The sequence below is a fragment of the Rhodococcus sp. IEGM 1379 genome, assembly GCF_030056815.1.
Classification (GTDB): Bacteria; Actinomycetota; Actinomycetes; order Mycobacteriales; family Mycobacteriaceae; genus Rhodococcus_F.
The window spans coordinates 64,911-85,003 of record NZ_JASHKR010000018.1; the positions used below are offsets into that span (position 1 = coordinate 64,911).

22 protein-coding genes are annotated in these 20,093 nt (G+C 62.2%); 13 read left to right on the top strand and 9 right to left on the bottom strand.

Going from position 1 to position 20,093, the window contains the following annotated elements; translation table 11 throughout:
- Positions 1-18: 18 nt before the first annotated feature.
- From QM600_RS13045 to QM600_RS13055, 3 genes are read right to left on the bottom strand one after another with little or no spacing between them, the layout of a single operon-like run.
- Positions 19-2,343, bottom strand: a complete 2,325-nt coding sequence (locus QM600_RS13045; protein ID WP_283261873.1) for a serine/threonine-protein kinase — start codon at positions 2,341-2,343, stop codon at positions 19-21.
- A gap of 7 nt (positions 2,344-2,350) precedes the next feature.
- The gene (locus tag QM600_RS13050; protein ID WP_283261874.1) at positions 2,351-3,328 is read right to left on the bottom strand and encodes a glutamate ABC transporter substrate-binding protein; all 978 of its coding nucleotides are present in this window, start codon (positions 3,326-3,328) and stop codon (positions 2,351-2,353) included.
- Complete coding sequence (locus QM600_RS13055; RefSeq protein ID WP_283261875.1) at positions 3,325-4,677, bottom strand: GlnX family signal transduction membrane protein; 1,353 nt, start codon at positions 4,675-4,677, stop codon at positions 3,325-3,327. Before QM600_RS13055 ends, QM600_RS13050 begins: the two co-directional genes overlap by 4 nt.
- A 211-nt stretch (positions 4,678-4,888) precedes the next feature.
- Here QM600_RS13055 and QM600_RS13060 point away from each other — a divergent pair, with 211 nt between their 5' ends.
- Positions 4,889-5,449: an NUDIX hydrolase gene (locus tag QM600_RS13060; RefSeq protein WP_283261876.1), complete on the top strand. Its 561-nt coding sequence runs from the start codon at positions 4,889-4,891 to the stop codon at positions 5,447-5,449.
- A gap of 103 nt (positions 5,450-5,552) precedes the next feature.
- On the opposite strand, the gene QM600_RS13065 is transcribed toward QM600_RS13060, so the two are convergent.
- Together QM600_RS13065 and thiE are read right to left on the bottom strand one after the other, a co-directional pair.
- Positions 5,553-5,681: a hypothetical protein gene (locus QM600_RS13065; RefSeq protein WP_283261877.1), complete on the bottom strand. Its 129-nt coding sequence runs from the start codon at positions 5,679-5,681 to the stop codon at positions 5,553-5,555.
- Positions 5,682-5,876: 195 nt separating this feature from the next.
- Positions 5,877-6,569, bottom strand: coding sequence for a thiamine phosphate synthase (gene thiE, locus QM600_RS13070; RefSeq protein WP_283261878.1), 693 nt, complete (start codon positions 6,567-6,569; stop codon positions 5,877-5,879).
- Between the two features lie 173 nt (positions 6,570-6,742).
- On the opposite strand from thiE, the gene thiO reads away from it, so the two are divergent.
- The 7 genes from thiO (at position 6,743) to QM600_RS13105 (ending at position 13,025) form a co-directional block, all read left to right on the top strand.
- Positions 6,743-7,822 carry a glycine oxidase ThiO gene (gene thiO / locus QM600_RS13075; protein ID WP_283261879.1) on the top strand — a complete coding sequence of 360 codons (1,080 nt, stop codon included), beginning with the start codon at positions 6,743-6,745 and terminating at the stop codon, positions 7,820-7,822.
- The gene (gene thiS / locus QM600_RS13080) at positions 7,819-8,034 is read left to right on the top strand and encodes a sulfur carrier protein ThiS (RefSeq protein ID WP_283261880.1); all 216 of its coding nucleotides are present in this window, start codon (positions 7,819-7,821) and stop codon (positions 8,032-8,034) included. Before thiO ends, thiS begins: the two co-directional genes overlap by 4 nt.
- Positions 8,027-8,779 (top strand): thiazole synthase, encoded by a 753-nt coding sequence (locus tag QM600_RS13085; RefSeq protein ID WP_283261881.1) that lies wholly within the window; start codon positions 8,027-8,029, stop codon positions 8,777-8,779. The genes thiS and QM600_RS13085 overlap by 8 nt, the downstream gene beginning before the upstream one ends.
- A gap of 107 nt (positions 8,780-8,886) precedes the next feature.
- Positions 8,887-9,837, top strand: a complete 951-nt coding sequence (locus QM600_RS13090; RefSeq protein ID WP_283261882.1) for an ABC transporter ATP-binding protein — start codon at positions 8,887-8,889, stop codon at positions 9,835-9,837.
- Positions 9,837-10,613, top strand: coding sequence for an ABC transporter permease (locus QM600_RS13095; protein ID WP_283261883.1), 777 nt, complete (start codon positions 9,837-9,839; stop codon positions 10,611-10,613). The genes QM600_RS13090 and QM600_RS13095 overlap by 1 nt, the downstream gene beginning before the upstream one ends.
- 89 nt (positions 10,614-10,702) lie before the next feature.
- A complete protein-coding gene (locus QM600_RS13100; RefSeq protein ID WP_283261884.1) occupies positions 10,703-12,106 on the top strand; it encodes a M28 family metallopeptidase in 1,404 nt (467 codons plus the stop codon).
- A 61-nt stretch (positions 12,107-12,167) separates the two neighbouring features.
- Positions 12,168-13,025: an adenylate/guanylate cyclase domain-containing protein gene (locus QM600_RS13105; protein ID WP_502942960.1), complete on the top strand. Its 858-nt coding sequence runs from the start codon at positions 12,168-12,170 to the stop codon at positions 13,023-13,025.
- Here the strand turns inward: QM600_RS13105 and thiD are convergent.
- The gene (thiD, locus tag QM600_RS13110; RefSeq protein ID WP_283261885.1) at positions 13,022-13,864 is read right to left on the bottom strand and encodes a bifunctional hydroxymethylpyrimidine kinase/phosphomethylpyrimidine kinase; all 843 of its coding nucleotides are present in this window, start codon (positions 13,862-13,864) and stop codon (positions 13,022-13,024) included. The genes QM600_RS13105 and thiD overlap by 4 nt on opposite strands.
- Positions 13,865-14,022: 158 nt before the next feature.
- On the opposite strand from thiD, the gene QM600_RS13115 reads away from it, so the two are divergent.
- Positions 14,023-14,376, top strand: a complete 354-nt coding sequence (locus QM600_RS13115; RefSeq protein WP_283261886.1) for a GNAT family N-acetyltransferase — start codon at positions 14,023-14,025, stop codon at positions 14,374-14,376.
- 5 nt (positions 14,377-14,381) lie between these two features.
- Here QM600_RS13115 and QM600_RS13120 read toward each other — a convergent pair whose 3' ends face one another.
- The 3 genes from QM600_RS13120 to QM600_RS13130 are packed head-to-tail and all read right to left on the bottom strand — an operon-like array spanning position 14,382 to position 16,674.
- Positions 14,382-15,185, bottom strand: coding sequence for an exodeoxyribonuclease III (locus tag QM600_RS13120; protein ID WP_283261887.1), 804 nt, complete (start codon positions 15,183-15,185; stop codon positions 14,382-14,384).
- Between the two features lie 16 nt (positions 15,186-15,201).
- Positions 15,202-16,071, bottom strand: a complete 870-nt coding sequence (locus tag QM600_RS13125; protein WP_283261888.1) for a GNAT family N-acetyltransferase — start codon at positions 16,069-16,071, stop codon at positions 15,202-15,204.
- A 3-nt stretch (positions 16,072-16,074) separates the two neighbouring features.
- Positions 16,075-16,674 (bottom strand): peptide deformylase, encoded by a 600-nt coding sequence (locus QM600_RS13130; protein ID WP_283261889.1) that lies wholly within the window; start codon positions 16,672-16,674, stop codon positions 16,075-16,077.
- A gap of 214 nt (positions 16,675-16,888) precedes the next feature.
- Here QM600_RS13130 and napA point away from each other — a divergent pair, with 214 nt between their 5' ends.
- The 4 genes from napA (at position 16,889) to QM600_RS13150 (ending at position 19,938) form a co-directional block, all read left to right on the top strand.
- Complete coding sequence (napA, locus tag QM600_RS13135) at positions 16,889-17,236, top strand: nucleoid-associated protein NapA (protein ID WP_283261890.1); 348 nt, start codon at positions 16,889-16,891, stop codon at positions 17,234-17,236.
- An 89-nt stretch (positions 17,237-17,325) separates the two neighbouring features.
- Positions 17,326-17,904, top strand: a complete 579-nt coding sequence (locus QM600_RS13140; protein WP_283261891.1) for a LytR C-terminal domain-containing protein — start codon at positions 17,326-17,328, stop codon at positions 17,902-17,904.
- 116 nt (positions 17,905-18,020) lie between these two features.
- The gene (gene sodC, locus QM600_RS13145) at positions 18,021-18,725 is read left to right on the top strand and encodes a superoxide dismutase[Cu-Zn] (RefSeq protein ID WP_283261892.1); all 705 of its coding nucleotides are present in this window, start codon (positions 18,021-18,023) and stop codon (positions 18,723-18,725) included.
- A gap of 88 nt (positions 18,726-18,813) precedes the next feature.
- Positions 18,814-19,938, top strand: coding sequence for a glutamate--cysteine ligase (locus QM600_RS13150; protein ID WP_283261893.1), 1,125 nt, complete (start codon positions 18,814-18,816; stop codon positions 19,936-19,938).
- Positions 19,939-20,093: the final 155 nt, after the last annotated feature.

The following is a 20,093-nucleotide window of genomic DNA, read 5'->3' on the forward strand; positions in this document are numbered from 1 at the left end:
CACCGGGGCCGGAGGCCCCTAGAACGTGCTGTACGGCCTGAAGTTGTTCGCGAGGTCGACCAGGGCGTACCGGTGCGTTCGCGACGTCGTCGTGCGGGCCAGTGCCCGTAGGCAGGCTTCGGCGCCGGTGCGCAGTCCTCGCTGGGTGAACGGCAGATCGAGGATGGGTTCGCTCGGGTCGTGGGCGCGGTTGCCGGCTTTGATCCAATCGAGTGCGGTGCCCAGCACCAGGGTTCGCAACTGAAGGCTTCGACTCTCGTCGGCGGGCAAGGCGTGGACGCGTCGGGCAGCTTCGCGCAGGGTTTGTTCGTCGAGCTCTGCTGTGGGCACGCAGGACAGCATGGTCAGTACGCTGGACATGCGGGCAACGTTGTAATGACGTGAGCTGGTGGGAACTTCGTCGAGTGCGGTGATGGCAGCGGCCTTGTTGCCGAGGTCGGCGAGTTGGCGTGCCAATCCGAATGCGGCACTGACGTAGTTGCGGTCGGTCCGCCAGACGGTGAGGTAGTACTTTTCGGCAAAGCGGCGCCATTGCTCCGGATCTTCGGAATCCCACTGTTGCAGAATCAATTCGGCTGTTGCGGCCAAGGCGAGCTTGGGTGCAATTTCCCCGGGGAGGGCGTTCAGGACCAACTCGAAGTTACTGAAGGCGGACTCGAACTCGTTGTGGTGCAACGCCACAAGCCCGCGGTACCACTCTATTTTCCAGTGGCCTCCGATCGCGGCGTGTAGTTCGTCCAAGATTGCCTGCGCAGAAACGGGATCGCCCAAGTCCAGATGAGCTTTGGCTTCGGCCAACCGGAATTCGCCGGAAAACGCAACTTCGGCAGTTCCGACAACCCGATCGATTCCGTCTTCGCGGGCTCGGCGGAGGGCGTCGAGAGTTTGCAACGGTTCGCTGTGCACTGCGGCTGCAAGCAGCAGTGCGCTCGGATCAGCCGGGTCGACCAACGGGATGGGCAGCGCGTGTGCAACTTCGAGTGGATCGAGACCGCTCTCGCGAGGAATGCCGTCGACGTACACGTCCGTTTGCGCCACCAGGTTATCGGTGCCGAAAGATGTTCTCTGTCTGCTGAATACGTTCGACAGTCCCGGATTTTCCTGGCCGCTCCGCTGGGCGAGGACTTCACGGAGAATGCCGATCAATTGGCCGCTGATCTCTTCCGCGGACTGGAACCGCTTCTTGGGATCGGGATCGGTTGCGCGCAGGAGCAAGCGATGAAAGAACTCGAACTCGCGGAGCACAGGTTCGTCTGCGGGATCAGGGATACCGCCGCGATAGCGTCCGTGTTTGGAGGGCATGTCGAGGGTGAGTACGGCCAAGGTGCGACCCACCGTGAAGATGTCGGATGCGACGGTCGGCCCGGTCTCGATGATCTCGGGAGCTTGGTAACCGGCTGTGCCGTAAAGGTATCCGTAGTCTTCGATCCCCGAGACAGCGCCCAGGTCGATCAGCTTCAACTGATCTTCGGTCACCATGACGTTTTCAGGTTTGAGATCGTTGTACGCCAATCCGATGGAATGCAGATAGCTCAGTGCGGGAAGGATTTCCAGCACGTACCCGATTGCCTGCTCGATCGGCATGTGACTGGCATCCGGGAAGGTGGCCAGTACCTCTCGCAATGATCGGCCACCGACGTATTCCATGACGATGTAACCCATGAGGGTGCCGTCGGGCCGCGGATGCTCGACGAAGTTGAAAATCTTGACGATGCTCGGGTGCGCTACCTCGGCCAGGAACTGCCGTTCGGCCACCGCAACAGCTTGTGCTTCGGAATCGCCGAAATGCAAGAGGCCCTTGAGAACTACCCATCGATCGCTGACATTACGGTCGATTGCAAGGTAGATCCATCCGAGGCCGCCGTACGCTATCGGCCCCTGCACTTCGTACTGCGCCGAAACTAGGTCGCCTACTTCCAGTACCGGCCGGAAATCGAAGGTCGAACCACACTTGGGACACACGCCGCTTTGCCGCGCGGCAGTTCCAGCGGCTTTGCGGCCCACAGGTTCTCCGCATTTCCAGCAGAACCGTTTGCGTTCGGGAACCATCGGGTCGCTCATGACCGCCGAGGACGGATCTACCGGCGGAACGGGCGGAACTTCGACCAGTCCGCCGCCCAAGCGGAGTTTGCGAGTTGATCGGGAACGACGGGAACGGTTGGACCGACCCGTCGGCGTGGAGATTGTGGAGGGGCTGGTTTGACGACGTTGGGGTGAGCGCAGCGATGGGGACCGTGATTGCGCGGACGTCTGCTCGAGGCGTTCCGAGGCCTGTGTGAAATCGGGTTCGACGCGCGACGCAGCTTGTGTCGACTCGTATTCTGGTTCGTCCTTGTCCGTCATCGTTGCCTCAATCCCGATACACGGCGGGTGGGGGACCGGGCGTCGGTCCGAGAGTGGAAAGCCAGTGATCGTAAAGGGCGTTCCACGTACCGTCGGCGCGAATGCGATCCAGGGTCCCGTTCACGAAACGCACCAGATCGGTGTTGGCGAGGTTGATACCGATTCCGTACGGTTCGCTGCCTAGTGGATTTCCCACGATATCGAGATATGGATCCTGAGTGGCGAGCCCGGCAAGGATCGTGTCGTCAGTGCTGATTGCGTCCACCTGACCTTGTTGCAGGACTACGAGGCAGTCCGACCACATCGGGACGGTGACGACCGTTGCGGCTGGCTGCACTTGTTGCAGACGCATCAGCGAGGTGGTTCCGCGTGCGGCACACACTCGTTTACCGGCAAGGTCGTCGAGGCTGTGAATCGGCGAACCCTTCAGAACCTGTATCCGCTGGAGTGCTTCGAAATACTTGGTCGAGAACTCGATTTTCTCGCGGCGCTCGCAGTTGATGGTCAAAGTTTTGACGACGATGTCCACGGCGGACTCCTGCAATGCCGTAATCCGCTCGTCGGCCGCCAGGATCCGGTACTCGATCTTGTCGGGGTCGCCGAAGATGTCGCGGGCAACTTCACGGGCGATGTCGACGTCGAAACCTTCGATTCGTCCCGTCGCGGGATCTCGGAAGCTCATGAGATTGCTGCCGGTATCGAGTCCGACGATCAGGCGACCGCGTTCCCGGATCTTGTCCACACTCGGTGTCGGCGGACGTGGATCGGCTTGTGCGGGTACCGGATGAAGGCTGGCCGTCGGGTCGCCACAATCGGCCGGGGCTGTCGGCGTGGGACTGGGCGCGATAGTCACTTCGGCCGGCAGCGGAGGCTCCGTGTAGGCGGTGAATGGCTGCGCGTTGATGTCCGGGGCGCGGTCGACGCCGCACCCGGTGAGCAGTGTGGCCGCGGCGCACAACGCTACGAAGAGGCGACGGCGGTTCACTGGTACTCCCGCAATCTGGGCCAGAAACCGATACAGATGCCGGCGATGGCAACCACAGCGAGTGCAGATACGCCCGGCGCCGAGGCGGACAGCACGCGTGATGCATGGGAGATATCGGCACGGAGATTCTCTCGCGCATTGAGAATTGCCTGCCAGAGGGCGTTGTCGAGTACTCCGTAGGCGGCAGTCGAATCCTGTTTTCCGTCACCGACCGCGATATTCGCGGCTCCGATGAAGTTGCCGACCCCGAGACTGTCGGTCATCCGCTGATGCGCTGACACCCACTGATCGCGCGCATCGAGTGCCGTGGCAAGTACGTCGGCGTCGACTTCGGAGCGTTGGTCACTCTGTAAGTTGCGAAGGATGGTGTCGACGTTGTTCACCTTCTCGATGAATACGGTGTTGTCAGCTTCGGTGGAATCGCGCCGAGCCAGACTCAGCGTTTCGACGGTCCGAGCCTGTTGCGCCATAATGCGCGCCTCGGTCAATTCGTGCAACGGGCCGGCACCGGCATCGAGTGCCCGCGCTGTGGTCGACGCCGAAATGAGTCCGACGGTCAGGATCCAGATCAGGGCTGCAGCCACGGACAGCGTGGCAAGGATCAACCCGAGGTTGAACCGTCGTCGGCTGTGTTGCGCAAGCCGAATCTGCGTGGCGATCAACGCGGACAGTGCGAGCGCAAATGCTGCAACCGGCCACCATGGTGGCCGCGCAAAGTCGTTCTGGACCCCGGTTACCTGCGATTCCTGGGCCGAGTGCAGTTGCTGAGCCATCGGAAGCAACGACGTCTGCATCAGATGTGACGCTTCGCTGAGATAAGCGGCCCCCACCGGATTGCCCACCCGATTGTTGGCGCGGGCTGTTTCCACCAACCCGGTGTAGACGCTCAGATCAGCCGAGATGGTGGTGAGGGTGTTGTGGCCGACCTCGTCAGCACTGTCGAGTCCGGCCGATGCGGTCACGATCTCAGCTGACGCTTCACCGATCGACTGGGTGTACCGGTCGCGAACCGCCGACGGCTCGAGTCCTCCCCAGATGAAGGCGGTAGAAGCTGCGGCGTCGGCCAGCGAGAGTGCGCTGTACAGGTTTTGCGCCGAGTTGGCGAGGGGTTCGGTTTCTTCCAGCACGTTGCCGAGATGCGTTTGGCGGTTCCCGACGGTGGTGGCGGCCAGCAATCCCGCGGCCATTGTGAGGAGGATCAGGACCACACCCAGTGATGTGAGGCGTCCGGGCGTCGACGCCATGAACGCGCGAAGTTCGTGTCGCAACACCGGTCGTGAAGTGCGGGGATCAGACGCGTCGATGTCGGGGGCCGGGCCGGTGGTTCGAGGCTCGAGGGACGGGGTCACTCGGTTGACCATCGAACACCTCTCGATCTCTGCGTACGGGCCGGGGTCAGCCTTTGCGTACTGCCTGGTTCGGCTTGCACTCACTGGTGAAAGACCGGCGAATTTCGGCGTCTTCGCGAGCATATAAGTATGGTCCACACCTGCGGTTGATTGAACCGGTTAGTGTGGGTCGAAGGCAGAGTTATCCGAGTAGGTAGGGCGAGGGCAGTCGATGCACGGTGACGGTGACGGTTGGTCGATCGGAGCGGACGGTACTCGGCATTGGGGGCGTCACGGCGCCGCCGGATTGTTGTTGCGTGCCCCAGATGTGGACGGAACGCCGATGGTGCTGCTTCAGCACCGCGCGGCGTGGAGTCATCAGGGCGGAACCTGGGCGTTGCCCGGTGGGGCACGCGATTCACACGAGAGCACTACCCATGCTGCTGTTCGTGAGGCCCATGAAGAAGCCGGAATCGACGAGGCTGCGGTTCGGGTGCGCGGCGAGGTCGTGACTATGCGCGCCGAGAGCGGCTGGACCTATACGACGGTGGTCGCCGACGTCGAACGTCCGCTGGACACGGTTGCGAACGGTGAGAGCACCGAGTTGCGTTGGGTGCGAGAGGAAGACGTCGATTTGCTGCCGCTGCATCCGGGCTTCCAGGCGGCCTGGCCGACGCTACGCACTACGGCCGTTTCGCTGGGAACGGGTGAAGGCGCTGGTTGCACCGTCGTTTTGTCTGGTGGCGGGTTCGGCTGGGGCACTGGTGACGAGCAGAGGGTGTCACCGGCTTAGGAGTTCTTGGCCGGCGTTATTGCCCGACACAGACAAGAAGGGTCGGACTCGTGGAGTCCGACCCTTTCCTGTCACAGTTTTGGCTGGGGAGCCAAAATGATGCTCAGCTGAGCGCGCTGGCCGCCGTGATGAAGGAAATCGCGGTGACGCCGAGCTTGAAGAGGTCATTGAGGGTCTTGATGTCGGTGGGGTCGACAGAGCCGAGCGAGCCGGTGAAGGATTCGGATCCCATTGAAACTCCTTGGTAGATGGTTAGCTAGGAATAAGCTACATCAGGATGTTATCCGACCGTAACCCGATTGACAATTCTGTGATCAAAGTCACCTATTCGGACTATTTGGACCTTGAATCGGACAAATGAACGGTGGTTTCTTTGTATTTGTCTACAAGATGAACAGATGGTAATTGGACTAGAGCTGAAAGATAACTAGATCGACATCATGTCGGAGAGTCGACGCGCAGCAGCCTGTGGATCAGCCGCATCCGTGATTGCCCGAACAACGACGATCTTTCTCGCTCCCGCAGCCAGAACCTCGGCGACTCGCTCTTCGTCGATGCCGCCGATCGCGAACCAAGGACGTGACGGGTTCGCGTCGGCAGTGGATCGAACCAGGTCCAACCCGGCCGCGCTGCGATTCGGCTTGGTCGGTGTCGCCCACACCGGACCCGTACAGAAGTAGTCGACGCCCTCTTCGATCGCGGCCAAGCTGGCTTGCGCACGCGAGCTGGTGGAGCGGCCGATGATCACGTCGTCGCCGACCACAGTGCGCGCATAGGGGACGGGGATATCGTTCTGGCCGAGGTGCAGGACGTCGGCGCCGGAGGCCAAAGCCAGGTCGGCACGGTCGTTGACGGCCAGGAGTGCGCCGTGACGCTGGGCGGCAGCAGCAAGAATCCCCAGTGCTACGAGCTCGTCCTTGGCTTCGAGCGGACCGAATTCGCGCTCACCCACGGAACCTTTGTCCCGAAGTTGGATGATGTCGACGCCACCCGACAATGCGGCCTCTGCGAACTGCGCGAGGTCGCCTTTGTCGCGACGCGCATCGGTGCACAGGTACAGCCGTGCTGCTGCCAGGCGTTCGCGCCGGTCGGTGACGTTACTGGGATGTGTGGGGTGCACGGAGCAAACGGTAGCCTCTAGAGAGCAAGGTTCGACACGGGAGTCCCGAAACTGCGCTGTCGCATTTGGTGCGAAGGGCGAAGTTCGTGGGGTTGAGAGGGGATCGCGGTAGATCCCGACCGTCAGACCTGACCCGGATCATGCCGGCGCAGGAAGCGGAGGTGGAGTTTTACATGAGCACGCAGACACGCTCGGTCGCGGTGGTCGGCGGCGGAGTCATCGGACTTTCCATTGCCTGGCACGCAGCGCGCGACGGATGGGCAGTGCAGCTGTACGACCCAGCGGTCGGAACCGGCGCCTCCTGGGTAGCTGGTGGAATGCTGGCACCGCTGTCCGAAGGGTGGCCGGGAGAAGAGACGGCGCTGACCATCGGGGCGGCGTCGCTGGCGCGGTGGCCGGAGTTCGGAGCCAGGCTCGAGAAGTTCGGACCGTCGGTGTTCACCGGCGACACTTCACTCACTGTTGCGTTGGACAGCGCCGACGCCCAGGACTTGAACACCATCGCCGAATGGGTCAGCGCACAAGGGCATGAACTCCAGGTCTTGAACCGCAGCGAGGTCCGCGACCTCGAACCGATGCTCGGCCGGGGAATCAGATCGGGACTCATGGCCGTCGGTGAATCCGCCGTCGACAACCGGGCATTGCTGACGGCATTGCAGGCAGCCTGTATCGAATCCGGCGTCGAACTGATCGAACGTGAAGTGCATGATCTTGCGGAACTCGACACAGATCAGATTGTTCTGACGGCGGGGATCTCCTCGCCCAAGCTCTGGCCCGGACTGCCGGTTCGGCCGGTCAAAGGCGAAATTCTGCGCCTGCGCGCAAGGCCTGGAGTGACGCCGGCGCCCAGCCGGACCATCCGTGGAAGTGTCCACGGGAGGCCCGCGTACCTGGTACCCCGCAGCGACGGAATCGTGGTCGGCGCAACACAATACGAATCCGGCGACGACACGCGGGTCACGATGGCGGGCGTGCGCGATCTGATCAACGACGCCGAGGCTCTGATGCCGGCGATCGGTGAATACGAACTGTACGAATGTGCTGCGGGGTTGCGTCCCATGACGCCGGACAACCTGCCGTTGATCGGACGCGTATCCGAGCGTGTTGTCGTTTCCACTGGACACGGCCGCAACGGAATACTCCTGACGCCGGTCACCGCAGACGCAACACTTGCATTGTTGAACGGCACATCTTTGGTCGAGGTAAAAGGAACTGAACCGCAACGGTTCGGTACCGGTAAGGAAATTTCATGAGTGAGCAGATCCCGATCGGGATCACCGTCAACGGCGAAGATCTCGAGTTCGATCGAGCCGTCACGGTGACCGAACTTCTGACGCATCGAGGGTTGCCGAGCAAGGGAATTGCCGTCGCCGTCGACGGTGCGCTGTTCCCGCGTGGGCGCTGGGACGAATCCGTCGAGCGCGGTTGGGAAATCGAGATCCTCACGGCGGTGCAGGGTGGCTGAGCAGGAACTTCTCAGAATTGCCGGCCGAACCTTCGGCTCGCGGCTCATCACCGGCACGGGTGGTGCGGCCAACCTTGCGGTTCTCGAAGAAGCCTTGGTTGCTTCCGGCACCGAACTGACAACCGTTGCGATGCGACGCGTCGACGCCGCCGGCGGTACCGGCGTGCTGGATCTTTTGCGCAGGCTCGGTATCGAACCGCTACCGAATACTGCCGGATGTCGCGGCGCGGCAGAAGCGGTGCTGACGGCGCAGTTGGCGCGTGAAGCGCTCGAGACCAACTGGGTGAAACTCGAAGTCATCGCCGACGAGCGGACGTTGCTCCCTGACGCGATCGAACTGGTCTCTGCCGCAGAACAATTGGTGGACGACGAATTTATCGTCCTGCCGTACACCACGGATGATCCGGTTTTGGCTCGTAGGCTCGAAGACATCGGGTGCGCAGCTGTCATGCCCCTGGGCTCACCCATCGGTACCGGGCTCGGTATCGCAAATCCCCACAACATCGAGATGATCGTCGAAGGCGCCGGTGTTCCCGTCATTCTCGACGCCGGCATCGGAACGGCCAGCGACGCCACACTCGCGATGGAACTGGGTTGCGACGCCGTATTGCTGGCAACAGCCGTCACCCGTGCCAAGAATCCCGCGCTGATGGCGTCGGCGATGCGGCACGCAGTTGTGGCCGGTTTCGAGGCCCGTCACGCTGGGCGTATCCCGAAACGGTTCTGGGCGCAGGCATCTTCCTGAGGGTTTTCTCGGGGTGGTCCCCAGGGTCGGTGTCGTACCTGGGTACCACTGCGGACTAGACCTGCGGACGATGTGCAGACGGTATCGGATCGGGCATAGTTCACCTCATGATTGAACTGAGGGGATTGACCAAGGTTTACGGTCCGACAAAAGCGGTGGACGACCTGACGTTCACCGTCCGTCCCGGCATCGTCACGGGGTTCCTCGGACCCAACGGCGCCGGCAAGTCCACCACGATGCGGATGATCCTGGGATTGGATCAGCCGACGTCGGGGCAGGCGCTGATCGAGGGCAAGCAGTACCGCGATCTGAAGGCGCCGCTGCGTACCGTCGGAGCTTTGCTCGACGCGAAGTGGGTTCATCCCAACCGCAGTGCCCGTGCGCACTTGCAGTGGATGGCTGCGTCGAACGGGATCCCGAAGTCCCGCGTCGACGAGGTTCTCGCCCTGGTGGGACTGTCCGAGGTAGCGGGCAAGAAGGCCGGCGGGTTCTCGCTCGGTATGTCTCAGCGTCTCGGCCTGGCCGGCGCGTTGTTGGGCGACCCGAAGGTGCTGTTGTTCGACGAGCCGGTCAACGGTCTCGATCCGGAGGGCATCGTCTGGATTCGTAAGTTCATGCAGCGACTCGCTGCCGAGGGACGTACGGTTCTGGTGTCGAGCCACTTGCTGTCGGAAATGGCTTTGACCGCAGAACAATTGGTGGTCATCGGCCGGGGTCGATTGATCTCGGATTCGACTGTCGCTGAGTTTGTGGATCGCTCGTCCGAGTCGACGGTGCGGGTGCGTAGCCCTCAGCTCGACGCGTTGCGGAGCGTGCTGACGTCGCAGGGACTGACTGTGCGCGAAGACGGTTCGAGTGTTGTTCCGGCGTTGGTCGTTGTCGATTCCACCACCGAAATCGTGGGCAGCTTGGCCGGTGCACAGGGAATTGTGCTGCACGAGTTGGCTGCTCAGCGGGGATCGTTGGAGGAAGCGTTCATGAAGTTGACCGGTGACGATGTCCAATATCATGCGACCGTTGCCGACGGCGCTCAGAAGGTTATGGGAGGTGCACTGTAATGGCTGTTCTCAGTGCTGAACGAATCAAGATCACCACGACCAAATCGCCGCTGTGGTGCACGATCATCATCATCGTCCTCGGACTCGGATTCGCCGCCATCATGGGTACGGTCGCAAAGTCGGCTCTGAACTCGACTGACATGGGTTCCAGCGGTACACCTGATCTCGACATGAGCATTGCAACCGCCGGTATTTCTGGCTTCGGCATGATGGTCCTGATGATCATGGCCGCCCTCGCGATCACCAGTGAGTATCGTTTCGGGACCATCCGCACCACGTTCCAGGCAGTTCCGAACCGGGCTTCTGTTCTCATCGCGAAGGCCGGCCTGATCGGTGCCTTCGGGGCTGTCTTGACATTCGTCCTGTCGTTCGGCGCGTACGCGATCGCCAAGGTCTTCGCCGGATCGGACGCCAGCGTCGCATTGACCCTGTCGAGTGATGACGATTGGCGTGCCATCTACGGCCTCGCGATCATCTCGTTCTTCAGTGTGGTTCTGGCCGTTGCCGTCGGCGCGATCATTCGCCAGTCGGCCGGCGCGATCGCGTTGCTCCTGCTGTGGCCGCTGCTCATCGAGAGCCTGTTCAACCTGTTCGGAAGCTTCGGCGAAAAGGTCACCCCGTTCCTGCCGTTCGTGAATGCGAACCATTTCATGAGCTCGGGATCGTCGAGTATCGACTTCCATTGGGGACCGTGGGGGAGCCTGTTCTACTTCGCGGCTTTCACTTTGGTGGTCTTCGGTATCAGCGTTGTCCTTGTGAACAAGCGCGACGCCTGAGTCTGAAAAACACGTTCGAGCCCGGTGCGAATTTCTTGCACCGGGCTCGAACTTGTTTCCGTTTGCTTCCTCCCGGCTACTCTCCGAACATGAGATACCGCGCCGCGTTGACCATCGGTCTGACCGGGATTTTGATGCTCAGCGGATGCTCGTCCGGCGGCGCGCAGACTCCACCGATCGACCCAGCGGCGTTCTCGGAAGCCGTCACCGTCGACGCCGTGACCGGGCACCTCGAACAACTCGAGAAGATCGCGGCCACCAACAACGGCAACCGGGCCGCCGGCACATCCGGCTACGACGCCAGTGTCGATTATGTGGTCAACCTGCTCGAGGGCAAGGGCTTCGAGGTGAAGACCCCGGAGTTCGAATACACCTCGTTCGATCCCGGGTTGGAGTCACTGACCCTTCCCGGTGGGGGCAGTATCGATGTCCGAGCGCTGACGTATTCCGCCTCGACCGGACCAACCGGCATTGCCTCGCGGGTAGTGAGCATTCCGGCCGACGAGACTCCGGGTTGTGAATCCTCCGACTACGACGGACTTGATGTCGCCGGCGCTATCGTGCTTGTTGCTCGCGGCGTCTGCCAATTCGGAGAGAAGCAGAATATGGCCGCGGATCGCGGTGCCGCTGCCTTGCTGATCGTCAACAACGAGGACGGCATGCTGGGCGGCGGGACTCTGGGAGATCCGGAAACTGCGCGAATTCCTACTGCCGGCATCAGCAAATCTGCCGGCGACGCACTGGCTGCGAGCGCGGGCACCGTAAATCTGATTCTCGACACGATGATGTCAACAGTCAAGTCGCGCAATGTCATTGCGCAAACATCCACCGGTTCTGCCGACAACGTCGTGGTGGTCGGTGCTCACCTCGACAGCGTTCCGGAAGGGCCCGGAATCAACGACAACGGAAGTGGCAGTGCGGCCGTCTTGGAAACTGCTCTGCAACTGGGTAGTTCACCGAATGTTGCCAACGCGGTGCGGTTTACGTTCTGGGGCGCCGAGGAACTCGGACTCGTCGGATCGACCGACTACGTTGAGGGGCTCAGTGATCAGGAACGCGCAGCCATCGCGTTGTATCTGAACTTCGACATGATCGGCTCACCCAACCCCGGATACCTGGTCTACGACGGTGACAACTCCGACAACGTGGGTGAAGGTCCCGGTCCGGAAGGCAGCGCCGGTATCGAACGCACCTTCGCTGAATTCTTTTCCAGCCGAGGAATTGCAGCCGCGGGAACTGATTTCGACGGCCGGTCCGACTACGGTCCGTTCATCGACGCCGGTATTCCGGCCGGTGGTGTGTTCAGTGGTGCAGAAGAACGGAAAACCGTTGCGCAAGCACAACAATGGGGAGGGGTGGCTGAGGCGATGTTCGACCCGAACTATCACACCGCCCTCGACACTCTCGACAATATCGATCGAGACGCCCTTGCCGTGAACTCCGCAGCAGTCGCGTTCGGAACGGCGACGTATGCGCAGAACAGTCCGAAATAGCGTCGAGTGATGTTCATGCTGCTGCAACGTGCTGCCTGTAACTCTGGGTTACTCTCGAGTAATGAGTGACCGGAACCCGAGTGAGGCCCCAGACGAAGTGGTGGATACCGCTCCCGTCGGGGTCAGTTCGGTGATCGGAACGATGCTGGCCACGGCATCGGATCTGAACGGACATCAGCAGCTCATCGAGGCATTACGACGGCTGCGGCGGGCACTCCCGGGCGATCCGGGCTTCGGTGATCCGCTCTCGTTGTCCGGCCCCGGCGGTGCACGCGCGGTCGCCCGCGTCGCAGACCGATTCCTCGATCACAAACCGGCCGCGACCAGGGAAGTGAGCTTGGGCGCCCTGCAGGTCTGGCAGGCCGCCCTCGAAAAGATGGGCCGCGGACGTGGCGATCAGGAATTGACCATCGTCTTCACCGACCTCGTCGGATTCTCCACCTGGTCACTCGAGGCGGGCGACGAAGCGACCCTCGTCCTTCTGCGGACCGTTGCGAAGGCCGTCGAAACCCCCATCGTCGAGAACTGCGGTCAGGTTGTCAAACGAATGGGCGACGGGCTGATGGCAGTGTTCAGCAGGCCCGATGCGGCTCTGGCTGCCGTGTTCGCAGCGCAGGACGCACTTGCCGAGGTCAACCTCGACGGGTACCGGCCACGGATGCGCGTCGGCCTGCACACCGGCACGCCGCGGCAGATGGGCGACGACTGGCTGGGTGTGGACGTGACCATCGCCGCCCGGATGATGGGTCTGGGAGGTGACGGCAACGTCATGATGTCCGCCGCCACCCTCGAAGAACTCGAACCGGGAACTCTCGACGAACTGGACCTTGCGATCCGACCGTGGCGCCGTGGGTTCTTTGCGACGACGCCCAACGGTGTTCCCCAGGATCTGGGGATCTGGCGAGTGTGGCGCGACTAGATTTGCAGTCTCCACAGCGGCGATACGGGGCCGTGTCCGGCTCCGAGATCGTAGGACGCCTCGAGGCATTTGGTGACCCATTCCTTGCCGAAGGCAACGGCATCGGGAACCGAATAGCCGTGTGCCAGTGCGCAAGTGATGGCTGCCGCGAGGGTATCGCCGCCGCCGTGATCGTTGCCGGTCTTGATGCGGGCGCTGCTGAATTCGAGGAAAGTATCTCCGTCGAACAGCAAGTCGGTACTGGCTTCGGAGGTACGCAGATGTCCACCCTTGACGATTGACCACTGGGCGCCCAAGGCATGGAGGGCTTCGGCTGCCCGGCGGGCTGTCGCGTCGTCGATTACTTCGATGCCCGTGATCAAGCGGATTTCGTCGAGGTTCGGTGTCACGACCGTTGCAGCCGGAATGAGGATGTTGCGGACGGCGTCCAGTGCTTCCTCGTGGAGGAGTGGATCGCCGTGCATCGACGCGCAGACCGGGTCGACAACCAGGGGGATGGCCCGATCTCGCCCGATTCCGACCTCGGCGGCGACGGCGGCGACGGCTTCGATGATTGCCGTGGATGCGAGCATGCCGGTCTTGGCGGCGCCGATACCGATGTCGGAGACGACGGTCCGAACTTGGTCGGCGACGATGTGCGGGGGGATCTCGTGGAATCCGCTCACGCCCACCGAATTCTGTACGGTGACGGCCGCGACGGCGACGCAGGCGTGAACTCCGCACAGTGCCATGGTCCGGGAGTCGGCTTGAATTCCTGCGCCTCCGCCGGAATCGGTTCCGGCAATGGTGAGGACACGAATCGGAGTCTGGCCGGGGGGTGTCAGAGGCAGCAGTTTCACAGTGCTGAGCCTACCGATCGGGTCTCGGTCCGATTGCGGTCGTGTCTCTGTCGGTGCAAAGATTGAGTGAAGCCAGGACAGCGTCGTCAGTAACTGTTTCTATTAGTGGCATGGATCACAGTTTGAGTACCGTTTGTACAGCAGTGGAGGTTCCCGCCATGAACGACACCGTGCAGAACAACAGCACCGAGCAGGCGTCCGCCTTCACGCTGGTCGACAACGATTCACACGAACGGTTCGAACTGCTCGTGGGCGACGAACTCGTCGGCATCCTCGGTTACCGAGACGAAGACGAGATCATGGGTTGCGGCGCCGCCGCTGGTGACGTGGTTGCGTACATGCACACCGTCGTCAAGGAAGAATACGGCGGTCAGGGCATGGCCGGGGTACTGGTTCAGTTCGCGATGGATTGCGCACGTGAGCGTGAATGGTCAGTGCGTCCCGTCTGCACTTACGTGCAGCGGTACCTTGGCGAGCACCCCGAATATCTGGACATGCTCGCCGAGGACTGAACTGCTTAAGCTCCGAGGGTGACGATCACGGGAGCGTGGTCGCTGGCGCCCTTGCCTTTTCGCTCTTCTCGATCAATCTCAGCCGACTCGACTCGCGCAGCGAAGGCCGGTGATCCGAGAATGAAATCGATACGCATTCCCTGCTTCTTGGGGAAGCGGAGCTGCGTGTAGTCCCAGTACGTGTACACGCCGGGACCCGGTGTGTGGGGTCGGACGACGTCGGCAAAACCGGACGTGATGAATGCGTCGAACGCCGCGCGCTCGGCCGGCGACGTGTGCGTCTTGCCTTCGAAGACGGCGGGATCCCAGATGTCCTCGTCGGTGGGCGCGACGTTCCAGTCGCCGACGAGAGCGATCTGCTGGTCCGGGTTCTTCTTCAGCCAGCCTTCGGCGTCGTCACGAAGTTTCGCGAGCCAATTCAACTTGTACTCGTAGTGCGGATCGTCGAGTTCACGTCCGTTGGGGACGTACAGGCTCCACACCCGGACTCCGCCGCACGTCGCGCCGATAGCGCGAGCCTCGCGTATCTGCTCCGCCTCGGGATCCTTGGTGAAGCCCGGCTGGTCTTCGAAGCCGATCTGCACGTCTTCGAGGCCGACGCGTGACGCGATGGCCACGCCGTTCCACTGACTGAGTCCGACGTGGGCGACCTCGTAACCGATTTCCTGGAAACGCTCGAACGGAAACTGTGCGTCCTTGCACTTGGTTTCCTGCATTGCCAGGACATCGACGTCGGATCGTTCGAGCCAATCGATGATCCGGTCGGTACGGGCACGGACTGAGTTGACGTTCCAGGTAGCTATGCGCACGCGGGCAAGCCTAGCGTCAGCTACCGACAGGCGCGCTCGCGTACCGGTAGCGATGATGTTCGACGAAGCCGAGGGCGTGGGCCGTCGCAAGGCCGGCGACGTTGTTCTCCGGAACAGCGACATACGCGTGTGTCGCGCCGAGTGTGCGTCCCCACGCGATCAGATCCGTGCAGATCAGAGCGCCGATTCCGTGGCGTCGGTGCTGATCGGTTACGTCGATGTCAGTCAGTCCGACCCAGCGACGGTTGTCCGGCGCATCGGTGACCGACGCTCGCCCCGTTGCCAGAACCATTGTGTCGTCGCTTCCGACCATCCCGTGGGCGACGGCGGCTACCGGATCGGACGTCACGTCGAGGGTGGTTGTGGACTGTTGCGGCGTCGGCGGCAAATTGTCGAGATCCGCGGCGAACATGATGCCTTCGCCACCGGAAAGCCAAGCGGGGGGAGCAGTTCCGAGGCGGTCGGGTAGCAGCAGGGTTGTCGGACGTCCCCGATCGGCGAACCAGGCGCGGATACCGGCGAGTGTCTCGGCTGTTCTCGACGCGGTGCTACCGGGCTCGCCGAGAGGAATCGCCGAGTCCGTGGAACCGGGGGAGTGCCCCACCCGCAGCAGCCAACCGTCGATCCGTGCCTGCTCGACGCCCCGCGAACCGGCGGCTGCGGCGACTTCGAGGTTGCGGATGTCGCCGATTCGAATGGGTCGCGCAGCAAGCGCTTTGAGCGCAATCACCTGATCGGACGAAACAGTGACGACGCGCCCGTCGCTGCGGCGCACCGTAATCGGGTCCGTGGATTCGAGGACGCCGATCACATCCGTCATCGGATGCGAATAGCCGGGTGGGAGTTTGTATCGCAGCACCACCCGGCTACCGATCGAGATGGTCAATCTCTAGTCTTCGTACTCGTCGTCGTCGTGACCGAACGGGTCGTCGACGCTGCCCGGAGTCCAGGTCTGACCGGGCTTGCCCCAGCCGGACGCCTTGATGGCCTTCTTGGCGGCGCGGGCATTTCGGCCGATCAGGACGTCGGTGTAGAGGAATCCGTCGAGGTGACCTACCTCGTGCTGAAGCATGCGGGCAAAGAAGCCGGTGCCTTCGATTTCGATGGGGTTGCCGTCGGCATCGGTGCCGGTGACCTTGGCCCAGTCGGCGCGGCCCGTCGGGAACTGCTCGCCGGGGACGGAAAGGCAGCCTTCGAAGTCGTCCTCCGGATCCGGCATCGTCTGCGGGATTTCCGACGTTTCGAGGACCGGGTTGACAACAACTCCGCGTCGGCGGGTGTCGGTACGATCATCACCGGGGCAGTCGTAGACGAACACGCGAAGTGAAACACCGACCTGATTCGCTGCCAGACCGACACCGTTGGCAGTGTCCATCGTCTCGTACATGTCCGCAATCAGTTCAGCGATTTCCGCTGGGGATTGAGTGACAGGTTTGGTCGGCTCGTGCAGTACAGGGTCACCGACGATTCGGATGGGGAGGATAGCCATGGGTACAAGGATAGTGCGGCGCGCCTTCGCGGTTTTCGCGGCCCGTCCTGTAGGTCATGGTTCAATGGTTGGTGAAGAACAACGGTGTGATTCGTTGCTCGACGGGCCCTTGCGGCCCAGGGGAAAGCGGTTATCGGGGGGACTCGTCGTCTCGCCGCTGGGTTTGAACACCACGCGTTGGAATACCGAGCGAGGACAGAAGTCGAGGAGTGACATGGACAGCGCAATTGCGCGTAGTCGGGACCAGTCCGAAGGCGCTGGAGTCGACAGTGCTGACAATGCAGCGGGGATTCACGAGATCGGCGACGACGGTCTGACCCGCCGGGAACACGATATTCTCTCCTTCGAGCGCCAATGGTGGAAGTACGCCGGCGCAAAGGAAGAGGCCATCAAGGAGTTGTTCGACATGTCGGCAACTCGGTATTACCAGGTCCTGAACGCGCTCGTTGATCGCCCCGAATCATTGGCGGCCGATCCGATGCTGGTCAAGCGCCTGCGCAGGCTCAGGGCCAGCCGTCAGAAGGCCCGGGCGGCTCGTCGTCTCGGTTTCGACGTCACCTGAAGACTTTTGCCTCGTCGCATGCGGCAAAACCTGGCCGTAAAACTTGTCGGTGAGCCGCGCCGCCGCACACTGGCGATAAGGTCGACATCGTGAGTACCCCGAAAGAGCAGCCGTCCGGACCACCACTACGCGCTATTGCCATGGTGCTGATCGCTCTGGCGATCGTGTTCGTCGGGCTCGGTGCTGCTTCGCTCGGCGGATCTGATTCCGACGAGACCACCGCGACCGAGCAGACCGCGACGTCAACTCCCGCCGCGGCGACGACCACAGCTTCCCCCGTGACCAAGGCTCCGGCCGCAGCGACCGACACGGATTCCGAGAAAACCACCACGACACGCCCGTCCGCTACCGCGACAAGTACGTCGGCAAGCGCATCGACGAGCATCGATCCGTCGACCGTGAATGTTCGGGTACTCAACAACAGCACCGTGTCCGGTCTGGCCGCCGGGACTGCCGAAGAGCTGACTGCCGCTGGTTGGAACGTCGAGGAGACGGGTAACTACAGCGAAGGCACGGTGAGCACTACCACGGTGTTCTACGGGACTTCCGCAACGGAGAAGGCAGCTGCGCAGCAGATCGCCGCTGAGCTCGGTGTCACGGCTGAGCCGCGATTCGCGGGTATCGCCAATGCGTCCCCCGGCGTGATCGTCATCGTGACGACAAACTGACTCGTCGGAAGGCGCCGCCGGCGACACAAGCGTCGCTGCGTGACCCATCGGATTCGTGTACTACTCACGCCGTTATAGTCAGATGCACTTCCTCGCCACCTCAAAGGAGCGGTTCGATGGCCCCCAGCAGCACCCGGCGTATGTCTTGGCGCGTCGTTGCCCCCGTAGTCGCACTCGCCGCTTTCGGCTTGACTGCCTGCAGCAACAACGAAGAGCCCAGCAGCGTCCCCGGCACGACTCCTCCTGTGTGGACGGGTGCCGCTGATCCCAGTGCGCACGAGAGCGCCGGTCACGGTACTCCGACGTCGACCGCCCACGCCGGCACTTCCGTGGAAACGGTCACCGCCAGCCTGAGCGGAACCGACGGTTCCAAGGTCGGGACGGTCACGTTCACTCAGGACGGTAGCGACGTCAAGGTTTCGCTGGATGCCAAGGGTCTGACCCCGGGCTTCCACGGCTTCCACGTTCACCAGATCGCCAAGTGCGAGACCAATTCGGTTGCTCCCAGTGGTGGCGAGCCGGGTAACTTCCTCTCGGCCGGCGGACACTTCCAGGCAGCCGGCCACACCGGCCATCCGGCCAGCGGCGACTTGACGTCGGTGCAGGTTCTCGAGGACGGCACGGCCAGCCTCGTCACGACCACCGATGCGTTCACAGTCGATGAGCTGGTGGCCAACGGCGGTACGTCCGTCATGATCCACGCAGACCCGGACAATTTCGGCAACATCCCGACGCGTTACGCGCCGGCGCCGGATCAGCAGACACTCGACACCGGTGACGCCGGTGGACGCGTTGCCTGCGGTGTCATCAGTAAGAGCTGACACCACTTCTGAGTTTTGCATCACTTCGGCAACTACCACGCAGTAGCCAGCACTGTGTTCTCACGGACACTGTGATTGGATTCTCTGCGTGGTAGTTCCATTTCCGGGTTCGCCGCGTCCGACACTGGGCGTGGAGTGGGAGATCGCGCTGGTCGATCGTGTTACCAGAGATCTCTCCAACACAGCAGCTGAGGTGTTCTCGGCTGTCGAGGAGCTTGCAGGCTCCGAGACGCCGCATATCACCAAGGAGTTGCTGCGCAACACTGTCGAGTTGGTGACCGGTATTCACGGCACTGTCGGTGAGGCGATGAGCGACCTTGACAGCTCGCTGCACCTTCTTCGTCGGGCCGCCCATCCGTTGGGCGTCGAGCTGATCTGTGCCGGAACGCATCCCTTCGCTCAGTGGTCGACTCAGTTGGTCACCCGTACCCCCGATTACGACGAACTGATCGAGCGCACGCAGTGGTGGGGCCGTCAGATGTTGATCTGGGGTGTCCATGTCCACGTCGGCGTGTCCTCGGCGGATCGTGTGTTCCCCATCATCAATGCCTTGTTGCAGCGGTATCCGCATCTGTTGGCACTGTCGGCGTCGTCGCCGATGTGGGCGGGCGTCGATACCGGCTATGCGTCCAATCGGGCATTGATGTTCCAGCAGTTGCCGACGGCCGGGTTGCCGTACCAGTTCGAAACCTGGAGTGAGTACGAGTCGTTCATCGACGACCAGATGAAGACGGGTGTGATCACCAAAATCGGTGGGATGCACTGGGATATTCGTCCGGCACCCAAGTGGGGAACCATCGAAGTCCGTGTGTTCGACGGGGTTTCGACGCGTGCGGAACTGGGCGCGCTGGTGGCATTGGTGCACTGCCTGATCGTGGATCTCGATCACCGTCTCAGTGCGGGTGAGACGTTGCCGAACATGCAGCCGTGGCATGTGAAGGAAAACAAGTGGCGGGCGGCCAGGTACGGCCTCGACGCCGAGATCATCCTCGACTCCGATTCGAACGAGTGCTTGGTCACCGACGATCTGGAACGGCTGCTCGAGGATCTCACGCCGGTGGCTGTTGCGCTGGGGTGCGCCGACGAGTTGGCGTCGGTCGCGGATATTCCTCGCCGTGGGGCGTCCTACCAGCGTCAACGTCGAGTTGCCGAGGCTACGGGCGGCGATCTGGTTGCCGTCGTCGACGCGTTGGTCGCGGAACTCGGCACCTGATTCTTCTGTAGGACCGAACAGGGTAAACCGACCCATCTGTCCAGGTCGGGTTCACTCGCCGTTTACTATTGGTCGGTGTTGACAGAGCGCGGGTCCCGGGTGGGGGCAACAGAGCGACCAGGTAATGCAGGGGGACCAGGTAATGCAGGGGTCGA